Genomic DNA, 24034 nt, shown 5'->3' on the forward strand with positions numbered 1-24034 from the left:
CGGGCCGCTGGACACTCCGGCGGCTCACACCGCCGGGGCCCCCGTCGCCTCCAGCGTTCCGTCGGCCAGCCGCAGCCAGCGGTTCACCCCGATCTCGGCGAGGAACCGCTCGTCGTGGCTGACCACCATGAACGCGCCCCGGTAGGAGTCGAGCGCGCTCTCCAACTGGCCCGCGCTGACCAGGTCGAGGTTGTTGGTCGGTTCGTCGAGCAGCAGCAGCTGCGGTGCCGGTTCGGCGCACAGGACGCAGGCCAGGGTGGCGCGCAGGCGTTCGCCGCCGGAGAGCACGCCGACGGGCAGGTGTGCCCGGGGGCCGCGGAACAGGAAGCGCGCGAGCAGGTTCATCCGCTCCGGCTCGGGCCGCTCGGGAGCGAACGCCGCGAAGTTCTCCGCCACCGTACGGTCCAGGTCCAGCAGGTCCAGGCGCTGCGAGAGATAGGCGACGCGGCCGTCACCGCGCTTGATCTCCCCGCTCTCCGGGGTGAGTTCACCGGTGATCAGCCGCATCAGCGTGGTCTTGCCGGAGCCGTTGGGCCCGGTCAGCGCGATGCGCTCGGGCCCGCGTACGGACAGGTCGACACCGCCCTCGGCGAACACGTCCCGTCCGTCGTGCCGGACCTGCATCCCCTCGCCGAGGAAGAGGTTGCGCCCGGCGGGCACCTGGGTGTCGGGCAGGTCCAGGGTGATGCGCTGCTCCTCGCGCAGCGCCCGCCCGGCCTCGTCGAGGCGGGCCTTCGCCTCACCGACCCGGGACGCGTGCATCTGGCCGGCCCGGCCCGCGGACTCCTGCGCGCCGCGCTTCATGTTGCCGGCGAAGATGCGCGGCAGCCCGGCGCTCTTGAGGTTGCGGGCGGCGTTGCTCGCGCGGCGGTCGGCGCGCTCGCGGGCCTGCTGAAGCTCCCGCTTCTCCCGCTTCAGGTCCTGCTCGGCATTGCGGACGTTCTTCTCGGCGACCTCCTGCTCGGCCCGCACGGCCTCCTCGTAGGCGGTGAAGTTGCCGCCGTGGAATCGCAGTCGGCTGCTGCCGAGTTCGGCGATGCCGTCCATGCGGTCGAGCAGGGCCCGGTCGTGGGCGACCACCAGCAGGAGCCCGTTGAAGTCCGCGAGGACGTCGTACAGCCTGTGCCGGGCGTCCCGGTCGAGGTTGTTGGTCGGCTCGTCGAGCAGCAGCACGTCGGGACGCTTGAGCAGTTGTGCGGCGAGGCCCAGCGAGACGACCTGGCCGCCGCTGAGGGTGCTCAGACTGCGGTCGAGGGCGAGACCGGCGAGTCCGAGACGGTCGAGCTGGGCGCGGGTGCGCTCCTCGATGCCCCAGTCGTCGCCGATGGTGGTGAAGTGCTCCTCGCTCACGTCACCGGACTCGACGGCGTCGAGGGCACGGATCACCGCGGCGACGCCGAGCACCTCGGCGACGGTGAGGTCACCGGTCAGGGGGAGGCTCTGCGGCAGATGGCCGAGCGTGCCGCCGACCGACACCGAGCCCCCCGAGGGGCGGAGGTCCCCGGCGATCAGCTTGAGCAGGGTGCTCTTGCCGGAGCCGTTGGGGGCGACGAGGCCGGTGCTGCCGGCGGTCAGGGCGAAGGACAGGTCGTGGAAGACGGGGGTGTCGTCGGGCCAGGCGAAGGACAGGTTCGAGCAGACGACGGTGACGTCGGACATGGGAATGACCTCAAGAGGCTGGGGGCGAGCGAAGAGAGCTCTGCCACGGGCAGACGTACGGAAAGGGGGTACGACGAAACGGGCCACTCCGTCGGCGCTTCTTCAGCGCTGCCAGTGGCCGTCAGATCCGGATCTCACCCGGAGATGTCGTCGTCACCCACCACGTCTGCGACTCCTCGATACACGGTCAACGTCATCGCAAGCGTAGCAATCCGTCTCGCCGCCCACCCGGAATTACCGCTCCCGCGGGGCGCCGTCGGCACCCCGGCCCGGTCACCGGACTTCGGCGGATCGGGTCACCACGCTGCGATGGCGGGAGCCTCGGGTGCGTGCTGCCGCCAGGCCGCGTCGAGACGCGCGAGCCGGTCCGACCCCGACACCGGCCCGCTCGGGCCAGGCGTTCAGGCGGCGCCTGCGCTTCGGCATGCCGAAGGTCGGGTGGGCGATGCTCCAGCCGGCCCCTTTCGGCACGCCCGACTTGAGCCACGAGGCGGTCCGGCCGCCCACGTGCGGGCCAGGTTTCCGGCGGCGAAGGCCCCGGCGCATCCGGCGCCGAGGACGACGATGCGGTGCTTCATGGCGTTGCTCCTGTCTCGTTCGCGTGTCCCTTGAACGAGATGGCGCCCCGATTCCTGACAGGGGCCTGATGCGACGCGCGTCACCGGGGTGAGCCGTCCGTCCGGCGCCGCCGTTTCGGCCGTGCCGCGGGGTCTGCGGGGCCCGGCCGAAGGGCATAGTGAGGGGGTGATCACCAAAAGCGATGGGCTCGGCGGCGGTCGTGACGGCGACTCCGGGGGATCTGCAGGCGTCGGTGACGAGGAGGCACAGGTCATCGTCGTGGGGGCGGGACCTGCCGGTTCCGCCGCCGCGGTCCACCTGGCGCGGGCCGGTGTGGACGTGCTGCTCCTGGAGAAGAGCGGCTTCCCGCGCGAGAAGGTGTGCGGCGACGGCCTGACACCGCGCGGCGTGAACCAGCTGGTGCGGATGGGCATCGACATCGACGCGCCGGGCTGGATGCGCAACAAGGGGATGCGCTGGGTCTGCGGAGGCCACCAGGTGGAGCTGGACTGGCCGCGCCTGGGCGCCCTTCCCGACTTCGGGCTCACCCGCAGCCGGCACGACTTCGACGACCTGCTCGCCGCGCACGCGAGCGCCACCGGAGCGCGCCTGCGCACCCACGTGAAGGTCACGGGCACCCTGACCGACCGGGCGGGGCACGTCACCGGCGTGACGGCCACGCGCGGTCCGGGAGCGGAGCCGGTCCACTACCGGGCCCCGCTGGTGGTCGCGGCCGACGGCGCCTCCGCGCGTACGGCTCTCGGCCTGGGACTCGTACGGGACGCGAAGAGGCCCGTCGCGGCGGCCGGCCGCCGGTACTACCGCAGCGAGGCCCGCACCCACGACCCGTACCTGGAGCTGTGGGCCGACCTGCGCTGCCCCCGCACCGGACGGGACCTGCCCGGCTACGGATGGGTGTTCCCCATGGGCGACGGGCGCGTCAACGTGGGCCTCGGGGCCCTCCCGCAGCAGCGGCACCGCCGCCCCGTGGACCTGCGGGCGGCGATGGAGTACTGGCTGCGCCGCCTGCCCGAGGAGTGGGGACTGCACGAGGAGAACGCCGAGTCCGCCTTCCGCAGCGCGCCACTGCCGATGGGACTGAACAGGCGTCCGCAGTACCGCCGGGGCGTGCTGCTCGTCGGGGACAGCGCCGGCATGGTCAGCCCGTGGAGCGGCGAGGGCATCGCGCAGGCCATGGAGGCCGCCGAGGTGGCGGCGGAGATCATCGCCCTGGCGCTGGCCCGGCCGGCCGGGCCGCGCCGGGAACACGCGCTGCACCAGTACCCGGTCGAGATCCAGCGCCGCTGGGCGCGCTACTACCGGCTGGGCAACATCGCGGGAGACCTGTTCTTCTCCCGGTTCGGCTTCCGGCCGATCCTCCACCCCCGCGTGATGGCCTCGCCCCAACTGCTGAACGTCCTGGCCCGCCTGCTGACCCACGTGAGCGACGAGCCCGCGAAGGACACGATCGACGCGGTCCTCCACGGACTCCTGCGCCTCGTTCCCGCACCCCGCCGATAGAGCGCGCCCGCACCGCGGAACGCGCCCGCGTTCACGGAGAGTTCGCTTCAGCTCTGGCCGACGGCGCCCCGGAACACGCCCCGCGCGGTCCGGGGCGCCGCCGCGTCCACGCGCCCGCGCACAGCAGGACCGCCGCAGCGCCGTACGACGCCGTCACGACGTCCGCCCCCGCGACCGGAACCGTGAGGTAGGCGACCGCACCGGCGAGGGCGACGCCGAACCATTCCCAGCGGCCGTCGAGCGCCACGAGCGCCACGAGCAGCAGGGCGTACCAGGAATAGCCGGGAGTCAGGAGCAGGAACGCCGTCCCGGTGGTCACCAGAGCACCGCGCCAGGGGCGTTCGGGATCTCCGCGCACGACGACCAGGACCGACACCGCGGCGAGACCGAGCAGGGTGGCGGGCAGCGCCCACGCGTCGGGGAGCACCAGCCGCAGCAGGGCGTACCGGCCGCCCGCGCCGGCATCGTCGTACCCCTCCTCCTCGGCGTAGCCGCCGAGATAGCCGAGGACCGAACCGCGGGAGAGCAGCACGTACGGCAGGTACACGGCCGCGACCGTGAGGACCGCGGGCCCGAGGACCGCGAGCGCCGTACGCGGCCGCCGTACGCCGGACAGCGCGCCGGGCACCAGCAGCACGGGCAGCAGCTTCGCGGCGATCGCCAGGCCGAGCAGCACCCCGCCCGCCGCGCGCCGCCGGGCCACCACGACGAGCGCGGCGACCGAGAAGAGGACGGCGAGGACGTCCACATGGGCGTTGTTCACCCCCTCCACGGGCACGGCCGGACACCAGGCCCACCACGCCGCGCGGCGAGGATCGCCCCGCCGCCGGAAGACGAGCAGCAGCAGCCCGGTGACCGCCAGGGAGAGGACGGCACCCCCGGCCTGGAGGGCCTTGTGACGGACACCGGACGGCGAGACGGCGTGGACGAGGAGGAACCAGCCCTCGGCGACCGGCGGATAGATGGTGTGGACGGCCGGCCGGTTGATCCGGGCGCACCGGCCGTCGGCGAGCCGGGACAGGTCATGGCCCCGCGCGCAGCCGGCGCGGTCGGGGAAGAGCCACCTGTCGCGCAGCCCGGCGAGGGCCGGATCTGCGGGTGCGTGGTCGTACGGGGAGATGCCGGCGGCCTGCACCCTGCCGTCCCACGCGTACCGGTAGGAGTCCGTGCTCGTACGCGGCGGCGCCACCAGCCCGGTGACCGCGACCGCGACCGCCCCGGCGAGGACCAGGGGCGCCACGGCGCGGGCGGGGACGCGGCGCAGGACGAGCACGGCCACCGCGAACAGCCCCCAGGCGACCGCGTACCCGGCCAGGAACCCGACACCGGTCGCGTCTCCGCCCAGCAGGTCGGTGAGCGCGGCGGCCAGAACGACGAGGACCAGGGACGTGATCAGGACGGGACGGGTGAACGGGCGAGTACGGGTACGGGACATGGGCGCAGCCTGGCAGCGCGCGCGGCCGGCCGGTGGGCGACCCGTCGGGGCGTTCGGGTTTCGTAAGGTGTCGGATCGCCCACGCGCCCCGCCGCGGCGGTGTCATGGACGGCATGACCTTCCGCATGCCCAGGCCGCGCCTCGCGCTCCCCGCGGTCCGGCCGCCCGCGTTCCGCGGCCGGCTGCACGACGCCCGCACGGCGACGACCGTCGGCCGGTGGCTCGGCCTCGCCTTCGCCGTCTGCTTCGCGACCGGGCTCGTCAGCCACTACCTCCAGCGTCCGCCCGACTGGCTCGCGGACCGGCTGCCCGGGCGGCCGGTGTGGGGATACGCCTTCACCCAGGGCCTGCACGTCGCCACCGGCCTCGCGGCGATCGTGCTGCTCCTGGTCAAGCTGTGGGGGGTGTACCCCCGCCTGTTCGTCTGGCCGCCGGTCCGGTCGGTGCGCCACGCCCTGGAGCGGCTCTCCGTCGCGGTGCTGGTGGCCGCGGCCGTCTTCGAACTCTTCACGGGGCTGCTCAACATCGTCGAGTGGTATCCGTGGCCCTTCTCCTTCGTCCCGGTGCACTTCGCCGTCGCCTGGGTGGCGACCGGCTCGATCCTGCTGCACATCGCGGTCAAGGCCCCGGACATCAGGGACCACTGGGGACGGCGGTCGACGGGGACGCGCGCGCTGCCGGCCGAGGACGCCGTCGACCGGCGCTCGCTGCTCCTCGCCACGGGCGGCGCGATCGGCGTGGTGACGCTGACGACGGTCGGTCAGTCCTTCACCCCGCTCAAGGCGTTCGACCTGCTCGCGCCCCGGCACCCGGACCACGGCCCGCAGGGACTGCCCGTGAACCGGACCGCCGCGGCGGCCGGCGTGTCGGCGGGCCGCCTGGGGGAGTGGCGCCTCGACGTCGTCGGCCCGCGTCCGTACGCGCTCACCCTGGCGGAACTGCGGGCGATGCCACAGGTCGGCGTCCGGCTGCCGATCGCCTGCGTCGAGGGCTGGAGCGTCGACGCCGACTGGGGCGGCGTGCGGGTGCGCGAGCTCCTGGCGCGAGCCGGCGGACGGCCGGGGACGGCCGCGCTGCGGGTGACCTCACTGGAGGTCGGCGGCGCCTACCGGGTGATGGAGATGGGCGCCGGGTACGCCGACGACCCGCTCACCCTCCTCGCGCTCACGCTCAACGGGCAGCCACTCTCCCTGGACCACGGCTTCCCGGCGCGGATCATCGCCCCCGGCCGCCCGGGGGTACTGCAGACCAAGTGGGTCCACCGGCTGGAGGTGCTGTGAGGAGCACGCAGGTGCTGCGCCACGCGGTCGGCGGGCTCGGGCTCGCCCTCATCGGACTCGGGGCGTGGCTGGTGGCGGACCAACCGGACCCGACGGGCGTGCTGGTGTGGCTGGCGGGGGCACTCGTCCTGCACGACGGGATCCTCGCGCCGCTCGTCCTCGCCGTGGGGCTGCTGTTCGTCGGACGGAGCCGACGGGGACTGCTGCGCGCGGCGTCGGTGGTGGCCGGCAGCGTGATCCTGGTGACGCTTCCGCTGCTCGTACGGCCGGGGGAGCCGCCCAACCCGTCGGCGCTGCCCCTGCCGTACGGGCGGAACCTGGCGATCGTGCTGGCGGCCGTCGCCGTGGTGGCCGGTGCGCTGTATCTCGTACGGCGCCGGAGGGATCTCGTACGGAGGGGGCGGGCACGGCCCCGGAGACGTACCGCCCAGGCCGACCGCGGCCAGGGTCGCACCGCGGGGGAGGGCTGAGAGCAGGCGCGCGCGGCCGGATGCGAGCCTGGCCGGCGGCGCACCGCCGGGACGGGTGAGGTCGGTGGTGCACCGCCGGGGCGGGTGAGGTCAGCGGTGCACCGCCGGGAACGGGCGGGGGACCAGGTCCAGGAAGGGGCGGCCCGCCACCGTCCACCGTGCGGACACGACCCACCCGGCCCGGCCGGCGTGCGCGGCCAGGGCGCGCGTGCCCACCCGGGCCCAGGGGAACGGCGCCCCGCTGCCGCCCCGGCCGTCCTCGACCCGCACCTCGCAGCGCTCGTCGACGTCCACGGGCGCGCACTCGACGATCACGGCCCCCGCCGGCGAGACGGCCTCCCGCAGCCGCCGCAGCAGGGCGGCGGGGTCGCCCCCGATCCCGATGTTCCCGTCGATCAGCAGCGCCGTGTCCCAGCGGCCCTCCCCGGGCAGCGGGGCGAACACCGAACGGCACAGGGCCGTTCCGCCGACGCGTGTGGTGCGGTCCACCGCCTCCGGGCTGATGTCGATGCCCAGGGCGCGCCGCCCCTGGGCGGCGAGGGCGGCGACGAGCCGCCCCGGGCCGCAGCCGACGTCGAGGACGGCGCCCCGGCAGCGCTCCAGGACGGAACGGTCGGCCTCGTCGGGCGCCTCGCACCAGCGCTCGACCTCCAGCGGCAGCAGCCATCCGTCGTCGCGGCGCAGGAAGAGCGGGCCCCGGCCGGCCCGCAAGGCGTCGGTGTACGGATCGGCGCGCCAGGCCGTCGCCGCCGTCACGCGCCCGCCCCCGACACCACGGCCGTCAACGCGGCATGCCGGGTGGCGAAACGGGTGCCGGGAGCCTCCGCCGCCACCTGCCGCGCGTCCCCGGCGGTGTCCACGTCGCGCAGCACCGGCAGGGTGCCGACGCGCAGCCCGGCCGCGCGCAGTCGCCGGTACTGGACGGCGCCGGTGTCCGGGCGCGACATCGGCACGCCGAGGAGGAGGGCGGGGGCGGCGTCGGGGGAGGCGAGGCCGAGGGCCCAGAAGCCGCCGTCCGCGGCGGCGCCGAACCAGGCCTCGTACGCGCCCCATCGGAGAGCAGGGGCCAACACCTCCGGGGTGACCTGCGGAGTGTCCATGCCGATGAGCAGCGCGGGCCCGGAGCAGGCGGCGAACGCGGCGGCGAGCCGCTCGTCGAGCCCGCCCGCCGCCTGGGGGACGACCTCGAAGCCGGGCGGCAGCCACGGCCCGGGCTCGCCGTCGAGGACCAGCACATGCCGTGCGGCCGGGACCCGGGCCGCGGCGGCGAGGGTGTCGGCGAGGGCCGCCTCGGCGAGAGAGGCCGCTTCCGCCGGGGTGAACGGAGGGGTGAGCCGGGTCTTCACCCGGCCCGGCAGCGGCTGCTTGGCGATGACGAGGAGAGTGGTCACGGACGGACACCGCCCACGGGCGCGAACGCCGGCTCGTCCAGCACTCCGCGCATGTCGTGCACGGCCTGCCACGTCCCCTTCCAGGTGCCGGTGACCTTGGACCGGCCCGAGCGGGGCAGGTACGGCACGTCGACCTCGCTCACCCGCCAGCCCGCGTCGGCGGCCCGCACCACCATCTGGAGGGGGTAGCCGCTGCGCCGGTCGGTGAGTCCGAGACCGAGAAGCGCCTCGCGTCGGACGGCCCGCATCGGACCGAGGTCGCGCAGCCGCAGCCCGGTGCGCCGGTGGAGCAGCCAGGACAGCGCCAGGTTCCCGGCCCGGGCATGAGCGGGCCAGGCGCCGCGCGCGGTGGGACGACGGCGGCCCAGGACGAGGTCCGCCCCGCCTTCCTCCACCGTCGCGACGAGGCCCGGCAGCAGGCCGGGGTCGAGCGTCGCGTCGCAGTCGCAGAAGCAGACGAACTCGGCGTCGGAGGCGAGCAGCCCGGCGTGGCAGGCGGAACCGAAGCCCCGCCGGGGCTCGTGGACGACGGTGGCACCGAGGCGGGCCGCGAGCGCGGCGGAACCGTCGGTGGAGCCGTTGTCCACGACGATGGCCCGCCAGCCGGCGGGGACTCGGGCGAGCACCCAGGGCAGGGCCTCGGCCTCGTCGAGACAGGGAAGGACGACATCTACGGTCACGGGGGTCACGGACCCCACCGTAGGAAGCGCGCGGCGGATCGGGGCCGCAGAACTCCTTACGAAACGCGGACATCACCCGGGGCGCCCCCGGCGGGCGTGGCCGCACGAGCCGCGCGGGTGCGACGCTGTGCGGCATGAGCGAGAACGGTGGACCGGCGGACCGGCCACGGATCCTGGTGGTGGACGACGACCCGACGGTCGCCGAGGTGGTCACCGGCTACCTCGAGCGTGCCGGATTCGATGTCGAGCACGCGGCCGACGGAACCGACGCCCTGCGCCGGGCCGCGGAACGCCGGCCGGTCCTGGTCGTGCTCGACCTGATGCTGCCGGGGCCCGACGGTCTGGAGGTGTGCCGACGGCTGCGCGCCGCCGGGCCGGTTCCGGTGATCATGCTGACGGCGCGCGGCGACGAGGAGGACCGGATCACCGGCCTGGAGGTCGGCGCGGACGACTACGTCACGAAGCCGTTCAGCCCGCGCGAACTGGTGCTGCGCGTGGAGTCCGTCCTGCGCCGCAGCCGGTCGGCGGCCGGGGCCGTCGTGCGGCCGGTGCTGAAGGCCGGTGCCCTCTCCGTCGACCCCGCCACCCGCAGGGCCACCCGGCACGGGGCCGAGATCGCCCTCACGCTGAGGGAGTTCGACCTGCTGGCGTACTTCCTGGAGCACCCCGGCACGGCGCACACCCGGGAGGGCCTGATGCGGAGCGTGTGGGGCTGGGACTTCGGCGACCTGTCCACCGTGACGGTGCACGTCCGCCGGCTGCGGTCGAAGATCGAGGACGACCCGGCCCGGCCCACGCTCATCCAGACCGTGTGGGGCGTCGGCTACCGCTTCGAAGCGGGCGGGGAGGAGGGGCAGCATGAAGGACAGGCTCCCCACGAGCCGTCGGGACGGGGCGGCGTGAAGGACGTGCTCGCCGCGAGCCGTCAGGAGGGGGCGGGCGTGAAGGACGTGCTCCCCGCGAACCGTCAGGAGGGTGCGGCGTGAAGGACGTTCTCCTCATCGCCGCGTTCGCCCTGGCCGGCGCCGTGTGCGCCGGCATGGCCGGAGCGGTCGTCCTGCGGCTCGTACGGCACCGGTCCGTCGCGGTCTCCCTTACGGTCGTCGCGTCCGTCACGGTGACCGCCATGCTCGCCGGGACGCTCGCCGTCGCCCAGGCGATGTTCCTGTCGGCCCACGACCTGTGGGTGGTGACGGTCGTCGTCGCGATGGCGGCCCTCGTCTCGCTCGGCACCGCCCTCGTCCTGGGCCGCTGGGTGGTGGCCCGCAGCCGGGCCCTCGCCCGCGCCGCGCGGGACTTCGGCGACGGCGGCAGCTTCTCCGCCCCCGACGGGGCCGCCACGGCCGAGCTCGCCGCGCTCACCCGCGAACTGGCCGCCACCAGCGCCAAGCTCGAAGCCTCCCGGGCACGCGAGCGCTCCCTGGAGGCATCCCGCCGGGAGCTCGTCGCCTGGATCTCCCACGACCTGCGTACGCCGCTCGCCGGGCTGCGGGCCATGGCGGAGGCCCTGGAGGACGGCATGGCCGCCGACCCCGCCCGCTACCACCGGCAGATCCGCACCGAGGTCGAGCGCCTCACCGCCATGGTCACCGACCTCTTCGAACTGTCCCGCATCCACGCCGGCGCGCTCGCCCTCAGCCCGAGCCGCGTCTCCGTGTACGACCTGGTGGGCGACGCACTGAGCGGCGCCGACCCGCTCGCCCGCGAGCGCGGGGTCCTGCTGGTGGGGGAGGAGGTCGCGGCCGTGCCCATCGAGGTGGACGGCAAGGAGATGACCCGCGTCCTGGCGAACCTCCTCGTCAACGCGATCGGGCACACCCCGGCCGACGGCACGGTCGCGGTGGCGGCCGAACGCCGTGCCGACGCCGTGGTGCTGTCCGTCACCGACGGCTGCGGCGGGATCCCCGACGAGGACCTGCCGCGGGTCTTCGACACCGGGTGGCGCGGCACCGAGGCCCGTACCCCACCGGCCGGCGCGGGGCTCGGCCTGGCGATCGTCCGGGGCATCGTCGAGGCCCACGCGGGGCGTGCCGCGGTGCACAACGTCCCCGGCGGCTGCCGCTTCGAGGTCACCCTCCCGGCAGCGGCGGGCTGAACCGGGCGCGCCTCCCGGCAGCGACGGCTGCACCGTACGCGCGTGGCGGTCGCAGCCGCCGATCCAGATGCCGCGGCCTGCCTCTGCGGGCTGAACATGCTGGCCCTGACGGGCCGGCCGGCTGGCCAGGCTCAGGCTGACCCTGGCCGACTGCGGCTGGGTGAACAGGCTCACGCTGCCCCTGCCGGCCACGGCCGGCCGATCCCGATGCCCGTCCTGCCCCTGCGGGCTCAACACGCTGGCCTTGACGGCCTTGACGGCCTTGACGGCCTTGACGGCCTTGACGGCCTTGACGGCCCTGACGGCCCTGACGGCCCTGACGGCCCTGACGGCCCTGACAGCCCGGCCGGCCGCACACGCTCAAGCTGAACCTGCCGACCGCGGCCGGGCGAACACGCTCACGCTGACTCTGGCCGCCGCGGACGGGCGATCCCGAAGCCCCGGCCCCCCGCCGGGAGGCTGAACATGCCGGACCTGGTGACGGGGGGCCGGCCGCACACGCTCACCCTGACCCTGACCCTGGCGGTCGCGGCCGCCGATCCCGACGTCGCGGCCTGCCGCTGCCGGCTGAACCCCCGTCAGCGGAGCGCCGCCGGGGCGCGCTGTTCCGCGCGGGCGAACTCGGTCATGCCCTCCGTGAAGCCGACCTCCGGGCGCCAGCCGAGGTCCCTCCGCAGCCGGGACGAGTCGGCGGTGATGTGCCGGACGTCCCCGAGACGGTACTCCCCGGTCACCACCGGCTCCGGGCCGCCGTCCGCCCGCGCCAGCGCCGCGGCCATCTCACCCACCGTGTGGGGGTCGCCGCTGCCGGCGTTGTACGGGGCGAGGGCGCCGACCGGCAGCCCGCCGGCGGCCTCCAGGGCCAGGACGTTCGCGGCGGCCACGTCGCGCACGTGGACGAAGTCCCGGCGCTGACCGCCGTCCTCGAAGACGCGGGGTGCCTCGCCGCGGGCGATCGCCGAGCGGAAGAGGGAGGCCACGCCGGCGTACGGGGTATCACGCGGCATCCCGGGGCCGTAGACGTTGTGGTAGCGGAGCGACACCGCGGTCCCGCCCGCCGCGCGGGCCCAGGCCGACGCCAGGTGCTCCTGGGTCAGCTTCGTGGCCGCGTACACGTTCCGGGGATCGGCCGGCGCGTCCTCGTCGACCAGGCCGGGCACGAGGTCGGCGCCGCAGGCCGGGCAGCGCGGTTCGAAGCGCCCCGCGGCGAGGTCGTCGGGGCGGCGGGGGCCCGGCCGGACGAGCCCGTGGCGGGGACACTCGTACCGGCCCTCCCCGTACACGACCATCGACCCGGCGAGGACCAGTCGGCGTACTCCCGCCTCGGCCATCCGCGCGAGCAGCACGGCCGTGCCGAGGTCGTTGCAGCCCACGTACGCGGGGGCGTCCGCGAAGTCCTTGCCGAGGCCGACCATGGCGGCCTGGTGGCACACCGCGTCGACGCCGCGCAGGGCGGCTCCGACCGCCGTCGCGTCCCTGACGTCGACGTGCAGGAACTCCACGGCCGGCAGCGCGGGGGCGACCGGGTGGGCACCGGGCAGCAGGGAGTCCAGAACCACCGGCTCGTGTCCAGCCCCGGTGAGTGCGGTGACGATGTGCGAGCCGATGAACCCGGCTCCGCCTGTGACGAGTACGCGCATGCCCGGCACGCTACGGACACGGCGTCCCGCACGGCACCGACCGGGCCGCGCCGTAAGACTTCCGTCATACTCACGGAGCCCGACGGAGCCCGACCGCGCCCGACGGCGCCCCGTCCGGGCGGCTCGCAGCCTTGCCGGGCGCGGTCGGGCTCCGGTGTCAGCCCGCCGTGGTGAGTTCGCCGCTGAGGGAGTCGTGCAGGTTCGCGCTGGGCCCGTTGAGGCCCGTGATCTCGACGGTCTTGCCGCGCTGGGCGTAGCGGTGCTCGATCGCGTCGAGCGCGGCGACAGAGGAGGCGTCCCAGATGTGGGCGGCGGAGAGGTCGATGACGACCCTGTCGGGGTCGCCGGCGTAGTCGAAGCGGCCGACGAGTTCGTTGGAGGAGGCGAAGAACAGCTGGCCGGTGACGGCGTACACGACCTGGCCGCCGTCGGGGTCGGTGACCGCGGTGACGTCGGCGAGCCGGGCGACGCGCTTGGCGAAGACGACCATCGCGGTGACGGACCCGGTGACCACGCCGACGGCGAGGTTGTGGGTGGTGACGACGCACGCCACGGTGACGACCATGACCGTGATCTCGCCCTTGGGCATCCGCTTCAGGGTCCTGGGCGCGACCGAGTGCCAGTCGAAGGTCGCGAAGCAGACCATGACCATGACGGCGACCAGCGCGGCCATCGGGATGTCGGAGACGACCGGTCCGAAGACGATGCAGAGCACCATCAGGAACGCGCCCGCGAGGAAGGTCGACAGGCGGGTCCGTGCGCCGGAGACCTTCACGTTGATCATGGTCTGGCCGATCATGGCGCAGCCGCCCATGCCGCCGAAGAAGCCGGTGACGATGTTCGCGATGCCCTGCCCGACGGCTTCCCGGGTCTTCGACGAGCGGGTGTCGGTGATCTCGTCGACGAGCTGCGCCGTCATCAGGGACTCCATCAGCCCGACGAGGGCCATGGCGAAGGCGTACGGGGCGATGGTGGCCAGGGTGTCGAGCGTGAAGGGCACGTCGGGCAGTCCGGGAACGGGCAGCGAGGACGGCAGCGCGCCCTTGTCGCCGACGGTCGGCACGGCGATGCCCGCGGCGACGGTGATCACCGTGAGGATCGCGATCGAGACCAGCGGAGCCGGGACCGCGGTGGTGATCTTCGGGAAGAGGACCATGAGCGCCAGTCCGGCAGCGAAGAGCGGATACACGGCCCACGGCACGTTCCACAGCTGCGGCACCTGGGCCATGAACACCAGGATCGCGAGGGAGTTGACGAAACCGACCATCACCGAGCGCGGGATGAACCGCATCAGCCTTCCCACGCCCATCGCGCCCAGCACGATCTGGAAGGCGCCGGCCAGGATGACGGCTGCCACGAGGTACCCGAAGCCGTGCTGCCGGTTGAGCGGCGCGATGACCAGGGCCACCGCCCCGGTGGCGGCGGAGATCATCGCGGATCGGCCGCCGACCAGGGCGATCGTCACCGCCATCGTGAAGGAGGCGAACAGGCCGATCGCCGGATCCACCCCGGCGATGATCGAGAAGGAGATCGCCTCCGGGATGAGCGCCAGCGCGACCACCAGGCCGGCCAGCACCTCGGTGCGCAGCACCTTCGGTGACAGCCAGGACGGGCGGAAGGAGCGCAGCCGGGTACGGACGGACACAGCGGATTCGGGCAAGGCGAGCAGACCTGTCGGGCGGGCACACCGCCGGCGGGCAGGCGAGCGTACGGGGGACGGAACGACCCTCCAGGGTACCGGCCACACGCCGGGCGGATCATGGCCCCCTGCGGGACAGTGGGCGCATGACGTACGACGAAGGCCTGGCCCAGCGGATCAGGGAGCAGCTCGGCGAGCGGTCGGACATCACCGAGAAGCGGATGTTCGGCGGTCTGTCCTTCCTGCGGAGCGGCAACATGACCGTGGGCGTGGTCGGCGACGAGCTCATCGCCCGCGTGGGCCCGGACCGGGCCGAGGAGGAGCTCGCTCGCCCCGAGGCCCGGCCGATGGACTTCACCGGCCGGCCGATGCGCGGCTGGGTGACCGTCTCCGGACCGGCGCTCGCGGAGGACTCCGTCCTGGGGCACTGGGTGACGGCGTCGATGGCGTTCGCCGGCACCCTTCCGCCGAAGTAGCCCGTTCCGCTCACCCCGACGCGGCGGGCCGCAAGCGTCGCCCGGCCGGCGGTACGGGCCGATGGCGCGGCGACCTCGGCCCGGACGCCTGGATGCAGCCATCCGCACCTTGACGGCCGCCGCCCGTTCGGACCTCGCCGGCCGCCGGTGAGACGGGAGCCGCAGCGCTTCTGCCAGCGGAAACGGCCGTCGTGCGGCCTCAGGGCGGTGGACCGGTCCGGGAGCTGACCCGGCCTCGGGCAATCAAGCCAATGCCTGGGGGGTGCATGAGCCCGACCCGTGACGGGCACGGCTGTCCGGGTGACCGGAACAGATGACACGCGTCGGTTCGCCGCCCTGTCGGCGCGGCTGACCGGCTTCGACGAGGCGGCCCTGGAGGGCACCGGGCTCGCCGAGGCGTACCGGACGGTGGCCTCGGAGCAGCTCGGTACGAGGCGGTTCGAGCGGCTGCTGCGCGAGGAAGGACTTCTGGACGAGCGGACGACCGGCGACCTCCTCGAGGCGGCCCGGGCGGTGACGTACCTCTGGTACACCGGCAGTTGGCCCGGACCGCCGCCGTTCGTGGTGTCACCGCGCGCACACGCCGAAGGTCTCGTATGGAAGGCGGCCGGGCTCGTCGCCCCCGCCACCGAGCCGCAAGTCCACGGGAGTTGGAGCGAGCCGCCCTTCGAGGGGAACGGCCGGTGACCCGGTACGACGTGATCGTCGTCGGCGCGGGTGTCGCCGGGACGCTCGTCGCGCACCGGCTCGGGCGGCACGGCCGACGGGTCCTCGTCCTGGAGGCCGGAGCGGCCGGCAGTGCCGAGGCCGGACACGGCGAACCGCAGCCGGCCGCGCCCGGGCCCGAGGTCACCGACCTCGTGGGCACGGACCAGGCGCCTGGTTTCCGTGCGGCGGGGTACCTGCTCCAGAACGGCCCGCTGCCGTACGCCAGCGGCTACGTCCGCGCCAACGGCGGTACCGGCAACGTCTGGACCGGGCTGACCCCGCGCATGCTGCCGGAGGACTTCGACACCGAACCGTTCGGCTACGGGCGGCGCTGGCCACTCACCTACGACCGACTGGAGCCCTACTACCGGGCGGCCGAGGAGGAGATGGGAGTGGCCGCCGACGCCGCCGAGCAGCGGGCCCACGTCGGACTGCCGTTCCCCGACGGACACGTCTTCCCCATGCGGCCGATCCCCCCGACCCACCTGGACCGGATCCTCGCCGCGCGCCTCGACGGAGTCCAGGTCAAGGACCCCGTCGCCCTGCGCGAGGTGGAGCTGCGGGTCGTCGGCACGCCGCACGCCCGCAACGGCGTCCCCGATCCCCGCTACGACGACGGCCGCGGCTACGTGCCCCGCGGGGCACACGGCCGGCCGGACCCGGACAGCCGTTGCCGCGGCCACGCGAGCTGCATCCCGCACTGCCCCTCGTACGCCAAGTACACCCCGCTCAAGACCCAGGGCACATGGAGCGGTTCGGTCACCCTCCGGGACCGGTCGGTCGTCAGCCGCGTGCTCGTCGACGGCGACGGCCGCGCCACGGGGGTGGAAGTACGCGCCCACGACGGAGCGGTGTCCGTCGCCCACGCCGACGTCGTCGTGCTCGCCGCGCACGCCGTCGAGAACGCCCGGCTGCTGCTCCTGTCCCGGCTCGCCGACCGCAGCGGCCAGGTGGGCCGCAACCTGATGGACCACCCGGTCCTGCTGACCTGGGGCCTGCTGCCGCAGTCCGCCGGCCCGTACCGCGGACCCGGTTCCACCTCCGGATTCGAAGGATTCCGGGCCGGCCCGGCCCGCCGGCGCCGGGCCCCCTTCCGCATCGAGATCGGCAACTGGGGCTGGGTCTGGGCCAAGGGCCCCGTCGACCACGACGTCGCCGAACTCATCACCGGGCAAGGGCTGTCAGGCTCGGAACTGCGCCGCGCCGTCGGCGACCGGATCCGCCGCCAGTTCACCCTCCAGTTCGAGATGGAACAGGGCGCGGACCCGGCCAACCGCGTCACCCTCCACCCGACCGAGCGCGACCCCCTCGGGCTGCCGCGGCCCCTGGTCACCTACGACCTCGCCGACCACGTCAAGGACGGCATGGCCGCCGCACGGGCCGTCTCCGAGCAGATCTTCGCGCTGCTCGGCGCCGAGGACCACACGGACTACACGCCCGTCGAGGCCTGGCCGGGCCGCTTCGAGCACGCCGGCCGTACGTACGGCTACCGCGGAGCCGGCCACGCCGCCGGCACCCACATCATGGGCGACTCCCCGGCCACCTCGGTGGTCGACGGATGGCAACGCTGCTGGGACCATCCCGGCCTCTACGCCGTCGGCTGCGGCAGCATGCCCTCGGTGGCCACCTCGAACCCGACCCTGACCATGGCCGCCCTCGCCCTGCGCAGCGCAGAACGCATCGAGGCCGACCTCGTCGCCCGCGACCGCCCGGCGTCCCTCGTCCTACGCACCCCAGGAGCCCCCGCATGACCGCGCTGCCCCTGCCGCCCGTACCCCACCCCTTCCGACTGCCCTTCCACTACGGGGCGTTGCACCAGATCGGCCTCGACTGGCTGGTCGATCCCGGCCCGGTCCACGAGCTGCTCTCGGCGCACCACCCCGACCTGACCGCCGCCGAGTTCGACGGACGGGCGCTGGTCTCGCTCAACTACCAGCTGTACTTCGCGCAGTACCCGTTCGGCGGCGGCGTCACGCAGGAGATCGAGTACAGCGTCATCGCCTTCCCGACCGCCGACCGCGGCCGCCTTCCGCGACTCGACTACGCCCAGTACGCGCAGGGCTGGGACCAGACGAACCTGCTCGGCATCGCCCGAATCCACGTCGTGTGCGACAACCCCTTCGCCATCAGGGCGGGGCGCGAGCTGTACGCGGAACCGAAGTTCCCGGGCTGGTTCGAGGTCGACCTGCCGTCCCTCAACGGCCCCGCGGGCGAGACCTGGACCGTGGCGTGCAACGCGGCCGGGATCGGCCCGGACGACACCCTGGAACGGAGCAAGACGCCGCTGCTCGGCTTCACGGCGACACTGGACGGCCTCACGTCCGTCCCCGCCAACACCGCCCCCGTCACGGGCTACGGCACCGACCCGGACGGACGGCTCCTCGCCGGACCCATGAACGTCTACCAGCCCTACCGCTGGTACGACCTGGGCGCCGCGGAGCACGCCGACCGGGTGCGCATGACCGTCCACCCCGCGGACGGCGACCTCGGCCGTGACGTCCGGACCCTCCTCGCCGACACCCCGGCGGCCGGCGCCTGGACCTGTCAGACGCCCCCGGTGGCAGCGCACAACCGGCCCTACTACCTGGGCGGAGCACCCCGGACGTGACGGTGTCGAGTGTGTGTTCGCCGAGTGGTGCGGACAAGGGGAGCAAGCTGACGCCCCGTCACCCGTAGGTGTGGTGACCGGGCGGCGGTCAGGGCGATGACCTGGCGTTCTGCTGTGCGGCGCCGTCTCCGGTGATCAATCCGCTCCTTAGACTCCCCGCACATGTCGCTCTGGCTCCTCAACCACGTCAGCACCTTCACCCTCGCCGCGGTCGTCGTCGGCGGGACCGTCGTGCTCGCCGTCGCCGGCAGCGTGCTGCTCCGCCGCAGACATCCGTCGCTCGCCCAGGGGGAGCACAATGACATGGTCGGGGTGACGCTGGGGATGTTCGGTGCGATCTACGGGATCATCCTGGCCTTCGTCATCGTCACCCTCTGGACCCAGCTGGACGGCACGCAGACGATCGTCGCCAGCGAGGCCACCGATACCGCGCTGATCGCCCGCGACGCCGCCGCCTTCCCGCCCCCGGTCCGCGCCGACCTCGACTCGGCGCTCAGTGGTTACGTCCACGCGGTCGTCGAGGACCAGTGGCCCCGCATGCGCGACGGGCAGCCGAGCTTCGGGGCCACGGAGGGCCATCTCCGGGCCGCGTTCGAGACGCTTCAGGCGTACGACCCGAAGACCCCGCGCGAGGAGGTCTTCTACGAGCAGGCCGTCGACCATCTCAACGACGTCGCCGGCCAGCGTCGCGCCCGTCTCACCGTGGCCGGTCAGGAACTCCCGCCCCTCCTCCAGGCCCTGGCCTTCGGCGGCGCGATCGTCCTGATCCCGCTCACCTTCCTCTACGGCATGCGCAAGCTCCGGATCCAGCTGCTGTTCGTCGCCTCGGTCGCGGGACTCATCGGCTTCAGTCTCCTGCTCGTGTTCGTCCTCGACCGGCCCTTCGCCGGCGAACTCAGCGTCAGCCCCGCCCCGTACCGGGAGGGAGCGCTCGCGCAGTACTGGAGCCGCTGACCCGCGGGGGCGGGGCGATGCCGGGGGTGCCGGCGTCGCTGCCCGCCCGCGCCTGTTTCCTCTTTCCTCAGGCGGTGGTACGGGCGAGGGCCTCGTGGGCCGCCTTCTCCGCCGCGGCGCGGTCCTGGGGGACGAGGCCGATGCGGGTGCGGCGGTCGAGGAGGTCGGCGACGTCCAGGGCGCCTTCGTGACGGACGGCCCACAGGAGTTCGGCGCCGGTCACCGGGTGGCCCGGCACCACGGGCCGGGCGAGATCGGGGTCGGTGAGCCCGAGTGCGTGCACGGCCGGTGCTTCGGAGCCGTACCGGTGGACGAGGCGTGCCGGGACGTCCAGACCCGCGAGCGTCTTCGGCCGGGCGGCGCCGACGAGGGGGACGGACGCGGTGCGGCACGGGCCGGAGGTGAGGCCGCGGGCGGCGACCGCTGCGTCGACCGCGTCCTGCGCCATGCGCCGGTACGTGGTCAGCTTGCCGCCGACGACCGTGACGACTCCGTCGGGCGAGGTGAGCACGGCGTGCTTGCGCGAGATGTCCGCCGTACGGCCGTCGGCTCCCCGGGTGTCGAGCAGGGGACGCAGACCGGCGAAGGCCCCGACCACGTCGGCGCGCCGGACGGTGACGTCGAGCGCGGAGCCCAGGACGTCGAGCAGGAAGCCGATGTCGGTCTCGGGTACGTCCGGCACGTCGGGGATGTCGCCGTCGACGGGTTCGTCGGTGAGGCCGACGTACACGCGCCCGTCGCCCTGGGGCAGGACCAGCACGAAGCGGTTGGTCTCGCCGGGGATCGGGATGTGCAGCCCGGCGGAGAGCCGGCCGAGGTCCTCGGAGCGCAGCACGAGATGGGTGCCGCGGGAGGGCCGCAGGCGTACGTCGTCGACGAGGCCGCCCGCCCATACTCCGGCCGCGTTGACGACCGCGCGGGCGCGGATGCGCAGCTCCTGGCCGGTGGTCTCGTCGCGGACCACCGCACCGTCGGGGTGGAGTTCGAGGGCGCGGGTGCGGGTGAGGATGCGGGCGCCGTGGGCTGCCGCGGTGCGGGCGATCGCGGTGACCAGGCGCGCGTCGTCGGAGAGCCTGCCGTCCCAGGAGAGCAGCCCGCCGCGCAGTCCGGTGGGGCGCAGGGCCGGGGCGAGATGGCGGGTCTCGACGGCGGAGAGCGTACGGGGCCGGGGCAGCGTGCCGCGTGAGGTGCGGGCGGAGACGCGCAGGAGATCGCCCGCGACGAAGCCGGCGCGGGCGAGGGCGGCCTGGCCGCGGCTGACGAGCGGGGTGAGGGGGAGCACGAAGGGCTGGGGGCGGACGAGGTGGGGGGCCGTGCGCTCCATCAGGATGCCGCGTTCGACAGCGCTCTCGTGGGCGACGTCGAGCTGTCCGGACGCGAGGTAGCGCAGTCCGCCGTGGATCAGCTTGGAGCTCCAGCGGGACGTGCCGAAGGCGAGGTCGTGGGCGTCGATCGCGGCGACGGTGAGCCCGCGCGTGGCCGCGTCGAGGGCGGCTCCGGCTCCGGTGGCGCCGAGCCCGACGACGAGGACGTCGACGGTGCCGTCGGCCCCTTCGGTGAGCCGGTCCAGTTCGCGGCGGCGCCGCTCGGCGTTGAGCGAGGAACCGGGCAGGGCGGGGCTGCTCGTGGGGTTCATGGGGTGAGGGTCCTCTCAAGGAGGGTGCGCAGCTCGTCGAGGAAGGCGGCTTCGGTCAGTTCGGGATCGGCCTCGTCGGTCATGGTCCGCAGCGAGAGCGTGAAGGACTGTGCGACCAGGAGCAGGGACCGGGCCTGGAGGTCCGTCCGGGCACGGCGTACGGAGCCGTCCTCGTGTCCGTCGTCGAGCGCCGTGCTGAGGAGCCCGAGGAGGGCGTCCTGACTGGCGCCCCGGCGGTCGAGGACGTACGGCAGCAGCAGTTCGGGGTCGACGTCGAGGATCTTGTGGAACAGCGGGTGGGCCCGGAAGGCCGCGACTCCCGCGACGAGGCCGTCGACGATCTGTGCCCGTACGGGCCGGCCGTCGTCCTCGGAGTCGGGTGGCATGGCGTCGGCGGCGACGGCGATCCACTCGCGGGTCATCAGGTCGCCGACCAGCGTGCGGACGTCCGGCCAGCGACGGTACAGCGTCATCCGGGACACGCCCGCGCGCCGGGCGATGTCGGTGAGGGTGGTGCGCCGTACGCCGACGGCGAGCACGCAGTCGCGTGCGGCGTCCAGCACGGGATCTGCGTCCGAGTGGTTGTGACGAATGGGCGTCATCTGTCACAGTGTAATGCCAGTGCGGGTCGAGCGGCAGCGCCATCCGTGAAACAGACCGTGAGGAACCTTTCGAAGTGGACATGTTGTGGAGCGGCTGGGGCGACCCGGCCAAGGCGGCCCCGCTGCCCGACGCGGTGACCGGCCTGCTGCGGGACCTGCTCGGCGTCACCCCGCGCGAGAGCGGCCCCGCCGGCCTCGCGGACATCGCACCGCCCGCCCCCGCGCTGACCGACGAGGCGCGCACCGCGCTCCGCACGGCCGTCGCCGCACAGGACGGCCTGCGCGAGGACGCCGAGAGCCGCATCCGGCACACCCGCGGCAAGTCGACCCCCGACCTGCTGCGCATCCGCGCCGGCGAGGTGGACGACGTCCCGGCCGCCGTCGTGCTCCCCGGCAGCCACGACGAGGTGCTCGCCGTGCTGCGCGCCTGTGCCGAACAGGGCCTCGCCGCCGTTCCGTTCGGCGGCGGCACCTCCGTCGTCGGCGGTCTCGCGCCCACCACGAAGCGCCCGTTCGTCGCCCTCGACCTGCGCCGTCTCGACCAGCTGCTCGCCGTCGACGAGGTGTCCCGCACCGCGACGCTGCAGCCCGGCCTGCGCGGCCCGCAGTGCGAGGCGCTGCTCAACGAGCGGGGCTGGACCCTCGGACACTTCCCGCAGTCCTTCGAATGGGCCTCCGTCGGCGGCTTCGCCGCGGCCCGCTCCAGCGGCCAGGCCTCCGCCGGATACGGCCGCTTCGACGAGATGGTCCTCGGCCTCACCGTCGCCACCCCCGAAGGCACGCTGGAAGCGGGGCGGGCACCGCGCTCCGCCGCCGGCCCCGACCTGCGCCAGCTGATCCTCGGCTCCGAGGGCGCCCTCGGCGTGATCACCGCCGTGACCGTGCGGGTCCGGCCGCTGCCGGCGAAGCGCGTGTACGAGGGCTGGCGTTTCACCTCCTTCGAGGCCGGCACGGCGGCACTCCGCCGACTCGCCCAGGACGGCCCGCGGCCCACGGTGCTGCGCCTGTCCGACGAGTCGGAGACCTTCATCGGCCTCGCGCAGCCCGACGCCATCGGCAGCACCGAACTCCCGCAGAACCCGGGCTGCATGGCGATCGTCGGATTCGAAGGCACCGAGGAGGAGACCGCCGTCCGCCGCGCCGGGGCCCGCGAGGTCCTCCTCGCCTGCGAGGGCGAGTACCTCGGCGAGGAGCCCGGCGACAAGTGGGAGCACGGCCGCTACGACGCGCCGTACCTGCGCGACGCGCTGCTCGACGCCGGCGCCTTCGCCGAGACGCTGGAGACGGCCGCCTTCTGGTCCGCGATCCCCGGCCTGTACGCGGCCGTGCGTGACGCGCTGACGAGCACGCTCACCGAGGCCGGCACCCCGCCGCTGGTCATGTGCCACATCTCGCACACGTACGAGAACGGCGCCTCGCTGTACTTCACCGTCGTCTCGGCACAGGGCGAGGACGCCGTCGCGCACTGGGCGCCGGTGAAGGCGGCGGCCAACGACGCGATCCTCGCGGCGGGCGGCACCATCAGCCACCACCACGGCGTCGGGACCGACCACCGCGACGCGTACGCCCGGGAGATCGGCCCCCTCGGCATCCGCATGCTGCAGGCCGTCAAGGCCGAGGTCGACCCGTCCGGCGTGCTCAGCCCCGGAGTGCTCGTCCCCGTCCGCTGAACATCCGAAGCACCTCGGCCGAACCTCCGAGAACCTCGGCCGAACACCTGAACACCTCGGCCGAAACCCCGAGCACCTCCGCTGAACCCCTTCTTCCGCCGCTTCTTCTGCCGCCCGGAGGCCTGACCCATGCGACAGTTCACCGCCGTCGTCAACCCCACCGCAGGGGGTTCCAGCGGCACGGCGGGCCTGCTCCCGCTGGCCCGGCTGCTACGGGAGGCGGGCGCGCGACTCGACACCGTCTACAGCCGCAGCCTGGACCACGCCCAGGAGCTCGCCCGTGCCGCCGGTGAGCGGGGACACGTCGTCCTGGCCGTCGGCGGCGACGGGATGGCCGGCTGCGTCGGCGGCGCGCTCAGCGGCACGGACACGGTGTTCGGCCTGGTGCCCGCGGGCCGCGGCAACGACTTCGCGCGCGCCCTCGGACTGCCCACCGACGCCCCCGGCCTCGCGAAGGTGCTGCTCGAAGGCGAGCCGCGCGCCGTCGACACCATCGAGGTGGAGTCCGAGGCGCACGGACGGATCTGCGTCCTCGGCAGCGTGTACGCGGGCGTCGACGCGGTGGCCAACCGCCACGCCAACGCCTCCCGGCTGCTGAGGGGCGCGGCCTCGTACTACGCGGGAGGCCTCCGGGCGGTCCTCGCCTGGAAACCCGCCGCGTACCGGCTCACCATCGACGGCGTACGCCACGAGCGCACCGGCTACACGGTGGTCGCGGCGAACTCCGGCTTCTACGGCTTCGGGAGGAACGTCGCACCGGGCGCGCGGCTCGACGACGGCCTCCTGGACGTCGTGGTCATCAAGACGGCCCCGCAGCGGCTGTTCTTCGCGATGATGAACGAGCTGAAGACCGGCGCGCACCTCGACCGTCCCGAGGTCGAGATCCTGCGCGGCGAGGAGATACGGATCGAGGCCGACCGCCCCCTGCCGTACGGCGCGGACGGCGAGGTCGACGCGACGCTTCCGGTGACCGTCCGGGTGCGGCCCGCCGCCCTCACCGTGCTGGCCTGAC

The 24034-nt window shown here is 74.2% G+C and carries 21 protein-coding genes; 12 read left to right on the forward strand and 9 right to left on the reverse strand.

Annotated features, from left to right (window positions below; all coding sequences use genetic code 11):
* Positions 1 to 24 precede the first annotated feature (24 nt).
* The gene (locus tag ACN9M0_RS34740; protein ID WP_426404854.1) at positions 25 to 1659 is read right to left on the reverse strand and encodes an ABC-F family ATP-binding cassette domain-containing protein; all 1635 of its coding nucleotides are present in this window, start codon (positions 1657 to 1659) and stop codon (positions 25 to 27) included.
* A gap of 831 nt (positions 1660 to 2490) precedes the next feature.
* Between ACN9M0_RS34740 and ACN9M0_RS34745 the strand changes: the two genes are divergently transcribed.
* Positions 2491 to 3738 (forward strand): geranylgeranyl reductase family protein, encoded by a 1248-nt coding sequence (locus ACN9M0_RS34745; RefSeq protein ID WP_426405368.1) that lies wholly within the window; start codon positions 2491 to 2493, stop codon positions 3736 to 3738.
* A 31-nt stretch (positions 3739 to 3769) separates the two neighbouring features.
* Here the strand turns inward: ACN9M0_RS34745 and ACN9M0_RS34750 are convergent, their stop codons facing one another.
* Positions 3770 to 5173, reverse strand: a complete 1404-nt coding sequence (locus ACN9M0_RS34750) for a glycosyltransferase 87 family protein (protein WP_426404855.1) — start codon at positions 5171 to 5173, stop codon at positions 3770 to 3772.
* A 113-nt stretch (positions 5174 to 5286) separates the two neighbouring features.
* On the opposite strand from ACN9M0_RS34750, the gene ACN9M0_RS34755 reads away from it, so the two are divergent.
* Complete coding sequence (locus ACN9M0_RS34755; protein WP_366041492.1) at positions 5287 to 6453, forward strand: molybdopterin-dependent oxidoreductase; 1167 nt, start codon at positions 5287 to 5289, stop codon at positions 6451 to 6453.
* Positions 6450 to 6923, forward strand: a complete 474-nt coding sequence (locus ACN9M0_RS34760; protein WP_426404856.1) for a hypothetical protein — start codon at positions 6450 to 6452, stop codon at positions 6921 to 6923. Before ACN9M0_RS34755 ends, ACN9M0_RS34760 begins: the two co-directional genes overlap by 4 nt.
* A gap of 90 nt (positions 6924 to 7013) precedes the next feature.
* Here the strand turns inward: ACN9M0_RS34760 and ACN9M0_RS34765 are convergent, their stop codons facing one another.
* The 3 genes from ACN9M0_RS34765 to ACN9M0_RS34775 are packed head-to-tail and all read right to left on the reverse strand — an operon-like array spanning position 7014 to position 9012.
* Complete coding sequence (locus ACN9M0_RS34765) at positions 7014 to 7679, reverse strand: class I SAM-dependent methyltransferase (protein ID WP_366041490.1); 666 nt, start codon at positions 7677 to 7679, stop codon at positions 7014 to 7016.
* Positions 7676 to 8314 (reverse strand): TIGR04282 family arsenosugar biosynthesis glycosyltransferase, encoded by a 639-nt coding sequence (locus ACN9M0_RS34770; RefSeq protein WP_366041489.1) that lies wholly within the window; start codon positions 8312 to 8314, stop codon positions 7676 to 7678. The genes ACN9M0_RS34765 and ACN9M0_RS34770 overlap by 4 nt, the downstream gene beginning before the upstream one ends.
* Positions 8311 to 9012, reverse strand: coding sequence for a glycosyltransferase family 2 protein (locus ACN9M0_RS34775; RefSeq protein ID WP_366041488.1), 702 nt, complete (start codon positions 9010 to 9012; stop codon positions 8311 to 8313). Before ACN9M0_RS34775 ends, ACN9M0_RS34770 begins: the two co-directional genes overlap by 4 nt.
* 116 nt (positions 9013 to 9128) lie before the next feature.
* Here ACN9M0_RS34775 and ACN9M0_RS34780 point away from each other — a divergent pair, with 116 nt between their 5' ends.
* Positions 9129 to 9980 (forward strand): response regulator transcription factor, encoded by an 852-nt coding sequence (locus ACN9M0_RS34780; protein WP_366041487.1) that lies wholly within the window; start codon positions 9129 to 9131, stop codon positions 9978 to 9980.
* Positions 9977 to 11089 (forward strand): sensor histidine kinase, encoded by a 1113-nt coding sequence (locus ACN9M0_RS34785; RefSeq protein ID WP_426404857.1) that lies wholly within the window; start codon positions 9977 to 9979, stop codon positions 11087 to 11089. Before ACN9M0_RS34780 ends, ACN9M0_RS34785 begins: the two co-directional genes overlap by 4 nt.
* Positions 11090 to 11667: 578 nt before the next feature.
* On the opposite strand, the gene ACN9M0_RS34790 is transcribed toward ACN9M0_RS34785, so the two are convergent.
* Both ACN9M0_RS34790 and ACN9M0_RS34795 read right to left on the reverse strand, forming a co-directional pair.
* Positions 11668 to 12729 (reverse strand): NAD-dependent epimerase/dehydratase family protein, encoded by a 1062-nt coding sequence (locus tag ACN9M0_RS34790; protein WP_426404858.1) that lies wholly within the window; start codon positions 12727 to 12729, stop codon positions 11668 to 11670.
* Between the two features lie 157 nt (positions 12730 to 12886).
* Entirely contained in the window at positions 12887 to 14374 is a 1488-nt protein-coding gene (locus ACN9M0_RS34795; RefSeq protein ID WP_426405369.1) for a SulP family inorganic anion transporter, read from the reverse strand.
* A gap of 140 nt (positions 14375 to 14514) precedes the next feature.
* On the opposite strand from ACN9M0_RS34795, the gene ACN9M0_RS34800 reads away from it, so the two are divergent.
* From ACN9M0_RS34800 to ACN9M0_RS34820, 5 genes are all read left to right on the forward strand, one after another.
* A complete protein-coding gene (locus ACN9M0_RS34800) occupies positions 14515 to 14844 on the forward strand; it encodes a TfoX/Sxy family protein (protein WP_366041484.1) in 330 nt (109 codons plus the stop codon).
* A gap of 300 nt (positions 14845 to 15144) precedes the next feature.
* The gene (locus ACN9M0_RS34805) at positions 15145 to 15531 is read left to right on the forward strand and encodes a hypothetical protein (RefSeq protein ID WP_426404859.1); all 387 of its coding nucleotides are present in this window, start codon (positions 15145 to 15147) and stop codon (positions 15529 to 15531) included.
* The gene (locus ACN9M0_RS34810) at positions 15528 to 17303 is read left to right on the forward strand and encodes a GMC family oxidoreductase (protein WP_426404860.1); all 1776 of its coding nucleotides are present in this window, start codon (positions 15528 to 15530) and stop codon (positions 17301 to 17303) included. Before ACN9M0_RS34805 ends, ACN9M0_RS34810 begins: the two co-directional genes overlap by 4 nt.
* A complete protein-coding gene (locus ACN9M0_RS34815) occupies positions 17300 to 18160 on the forward strand; it encodes a hypothetical protein (protein ID WP_366041481.1) in 861 nt (286 codons plus the stop codon). Before ACN9M0_RS34810 ends, ACN9M0_RS34815 begins: the two co-directional genes overlap by 4 nt.
* 162 nt (positions 18161 to 18322) lie before the next feature.
* Positions 18323 to 19114 carry a DUF4239 domain-containing protein gene (locus ACN9M0_RS34820; RefSeq protein ID WP_426404861.1) on the forward strand — a complete coding sequence of 264 codons (792 nt, stop codon included), beginning with the start codon at positions 18323 to 18325 and terminating at the stop codon, positions 19112 to 19114.
* 67 nt (positions 19115 to 19181) lie between these two features.
* Here the strand turns inward: ACN9M0_RS34820 and ACN9M0_RS34825 are convergent, their stop codons facing one another.
* The gene (locus ACN9M0_RS34825; RefSeq protein ID WP_366041478.1) at positions 19182 to 20750 is read right to left on the reverse strand and encodes a glycerol-3-phosphate dehydrogenase/oxidase; all 1569 of its coding nucleotides are present in this window, start codon (positions 20748 to 20750) and stop codon (positions 19182 to 19184) included.
* The gene (locus ACN9M0_RS34830) at positions 20747 to 21352 is read right to left on the reverse strand and encodes a TetR/AcrR family transcriptional regulator (RefSeq protein WP_366041477.1); all 606 of its coding nucleotides are present in this window, start codon (positions 21350 to 21352) and stop codon (positions 20747 to 20749) included. The genes ACN9M0_RS34825 and ACN9M0_RS34830 overlap by 4 nt, the downstream gene beginning before the upstream one ends.
* A gap of 74 nt (positions 21353 to 21426) precedes the next feature.
* On the opposite strand from ACN9M0_RS34830, the gene ACN9M0_RS34835 reads away from it, so the two are divergent.
* Together ACN9M0_RS34835 and ACN9M0_RS34840 are read left to right on the forward strand one after the other, a co-directional pair.
* Entirely contained in the window at positions 21427 to 23022 is a 1596-nt protein-coding gene (locus ACN9M0_RS34835) for an FAD-binding oxidoreductase (protein WP_366041476.1), read from the forward strand.
* 129 nt (positions 23023 to 23151) lie between these two features.
* The gene (locus ACN9M0_RS34840; RefSeq protein ID WP_426404862.1) at positions 23152 to 24033 is read left to right on the forward strand and encodes a diacylglycerol/lipid kinase family protein; all 882 of its coding nucleotides are present in this window, start codon (positions 23152 to 23154) and stop codon (positions 24031 to 24033) included.
* Position 24034: the final 1 nt, after the last annotated feature.

The organism is Streptomyces sp. R-07 (genome assembly GCF_049913175.1).
GTDB lineage: Bacteria > Actinomycetota > Actinomycetes > Streptomycetales > Streptomycetaceae > Streptomyces.

Excerpts from the sequence above, each read along its gene's own strand:
- ACN9M0_RS34740 (WP_426404854.1), bottom strand. The coding sequence starts at position 1,659 with ATGTCCGACGTCACCGTCGTCTGCTCGAACCTGTCCTTCGCCTGGCCC.
- ACN9M0_RS34840 (WP_426404862.1), top strand. The coding sequence starts at position 23,152 with ATGCGACAGTTCACCGCCGTCGTCAACCCCACCGCAGGGGGTTCCAGC.
- ACN9M0_RS34755 (WP_366041492.1), top strand. The coding sequence starts at position 5,287 with ATGACCTTCCGCATGCCCAGGCCGCGCCTCGCGCTCCCCGCGGTCCGG.
- ACN9M0_RS34830 (WP_366041477.1), bottom strand. The coding sequence starts at position 21,352 with ATGACGCCCATTCGTCACAACCACTCGGACGCAGATCCCGTGCTGGAC.
- ACN9M0_RS34815 (WP_366041481.1), top strand. The coding sequence starts at position 17,300 with ATGACCGCGCTGCCCCTGCCGCCCGTACCCCACCCCTTCCGACTGCCC.
- ACN9M0_RS34825 (WP_366041478.1), bottom strand. The coding sequence starts at position 20,750 with ATGAACCCCACGAGCAGCCCCGCCCTGCCCGGTTCCTCGCTCAACGCC.
- ACN9M0_RS34750 (WP_426404855.1), bottom strand. The coding sequence starts at position 5,173 with ATGTCCCGTACCCGTACTCGCCCGTTCACCCGTCCCGTCCTGATCACG.
- ACN9M0_RS34790 (WP_426404858.1), bottom strand. The coding sequence starts at position 12,729 with ATGCGCGTACTCGTCACAGGCGGAGCCGGGTTCATCGGCTCGCACATC.
- ACN9M0_RS34820 (WP_426404861.1), top strand. The coding sequence starts at position 18,323 with ATGTCGCTCTGGCTCCTCAACCACGTCAGCACCTTCACCCTCGCCGCG.
- ACN9M0_RS34780 (WP_366041487.1), top strand. The coding sequence starts at position 9,129 with ATGAGCGAGAACGGTGGACCGGCGGACCGGCCACGGATCCTGGTGGTG.
- ACN9M0_RS34800 (WP_366041484.1), top strand. The coding sequence starts at position 14,515 with ATGACGTACGACGAAGGCCTGGCCCAGCGGATCAGGGAGCAGCTCGGC.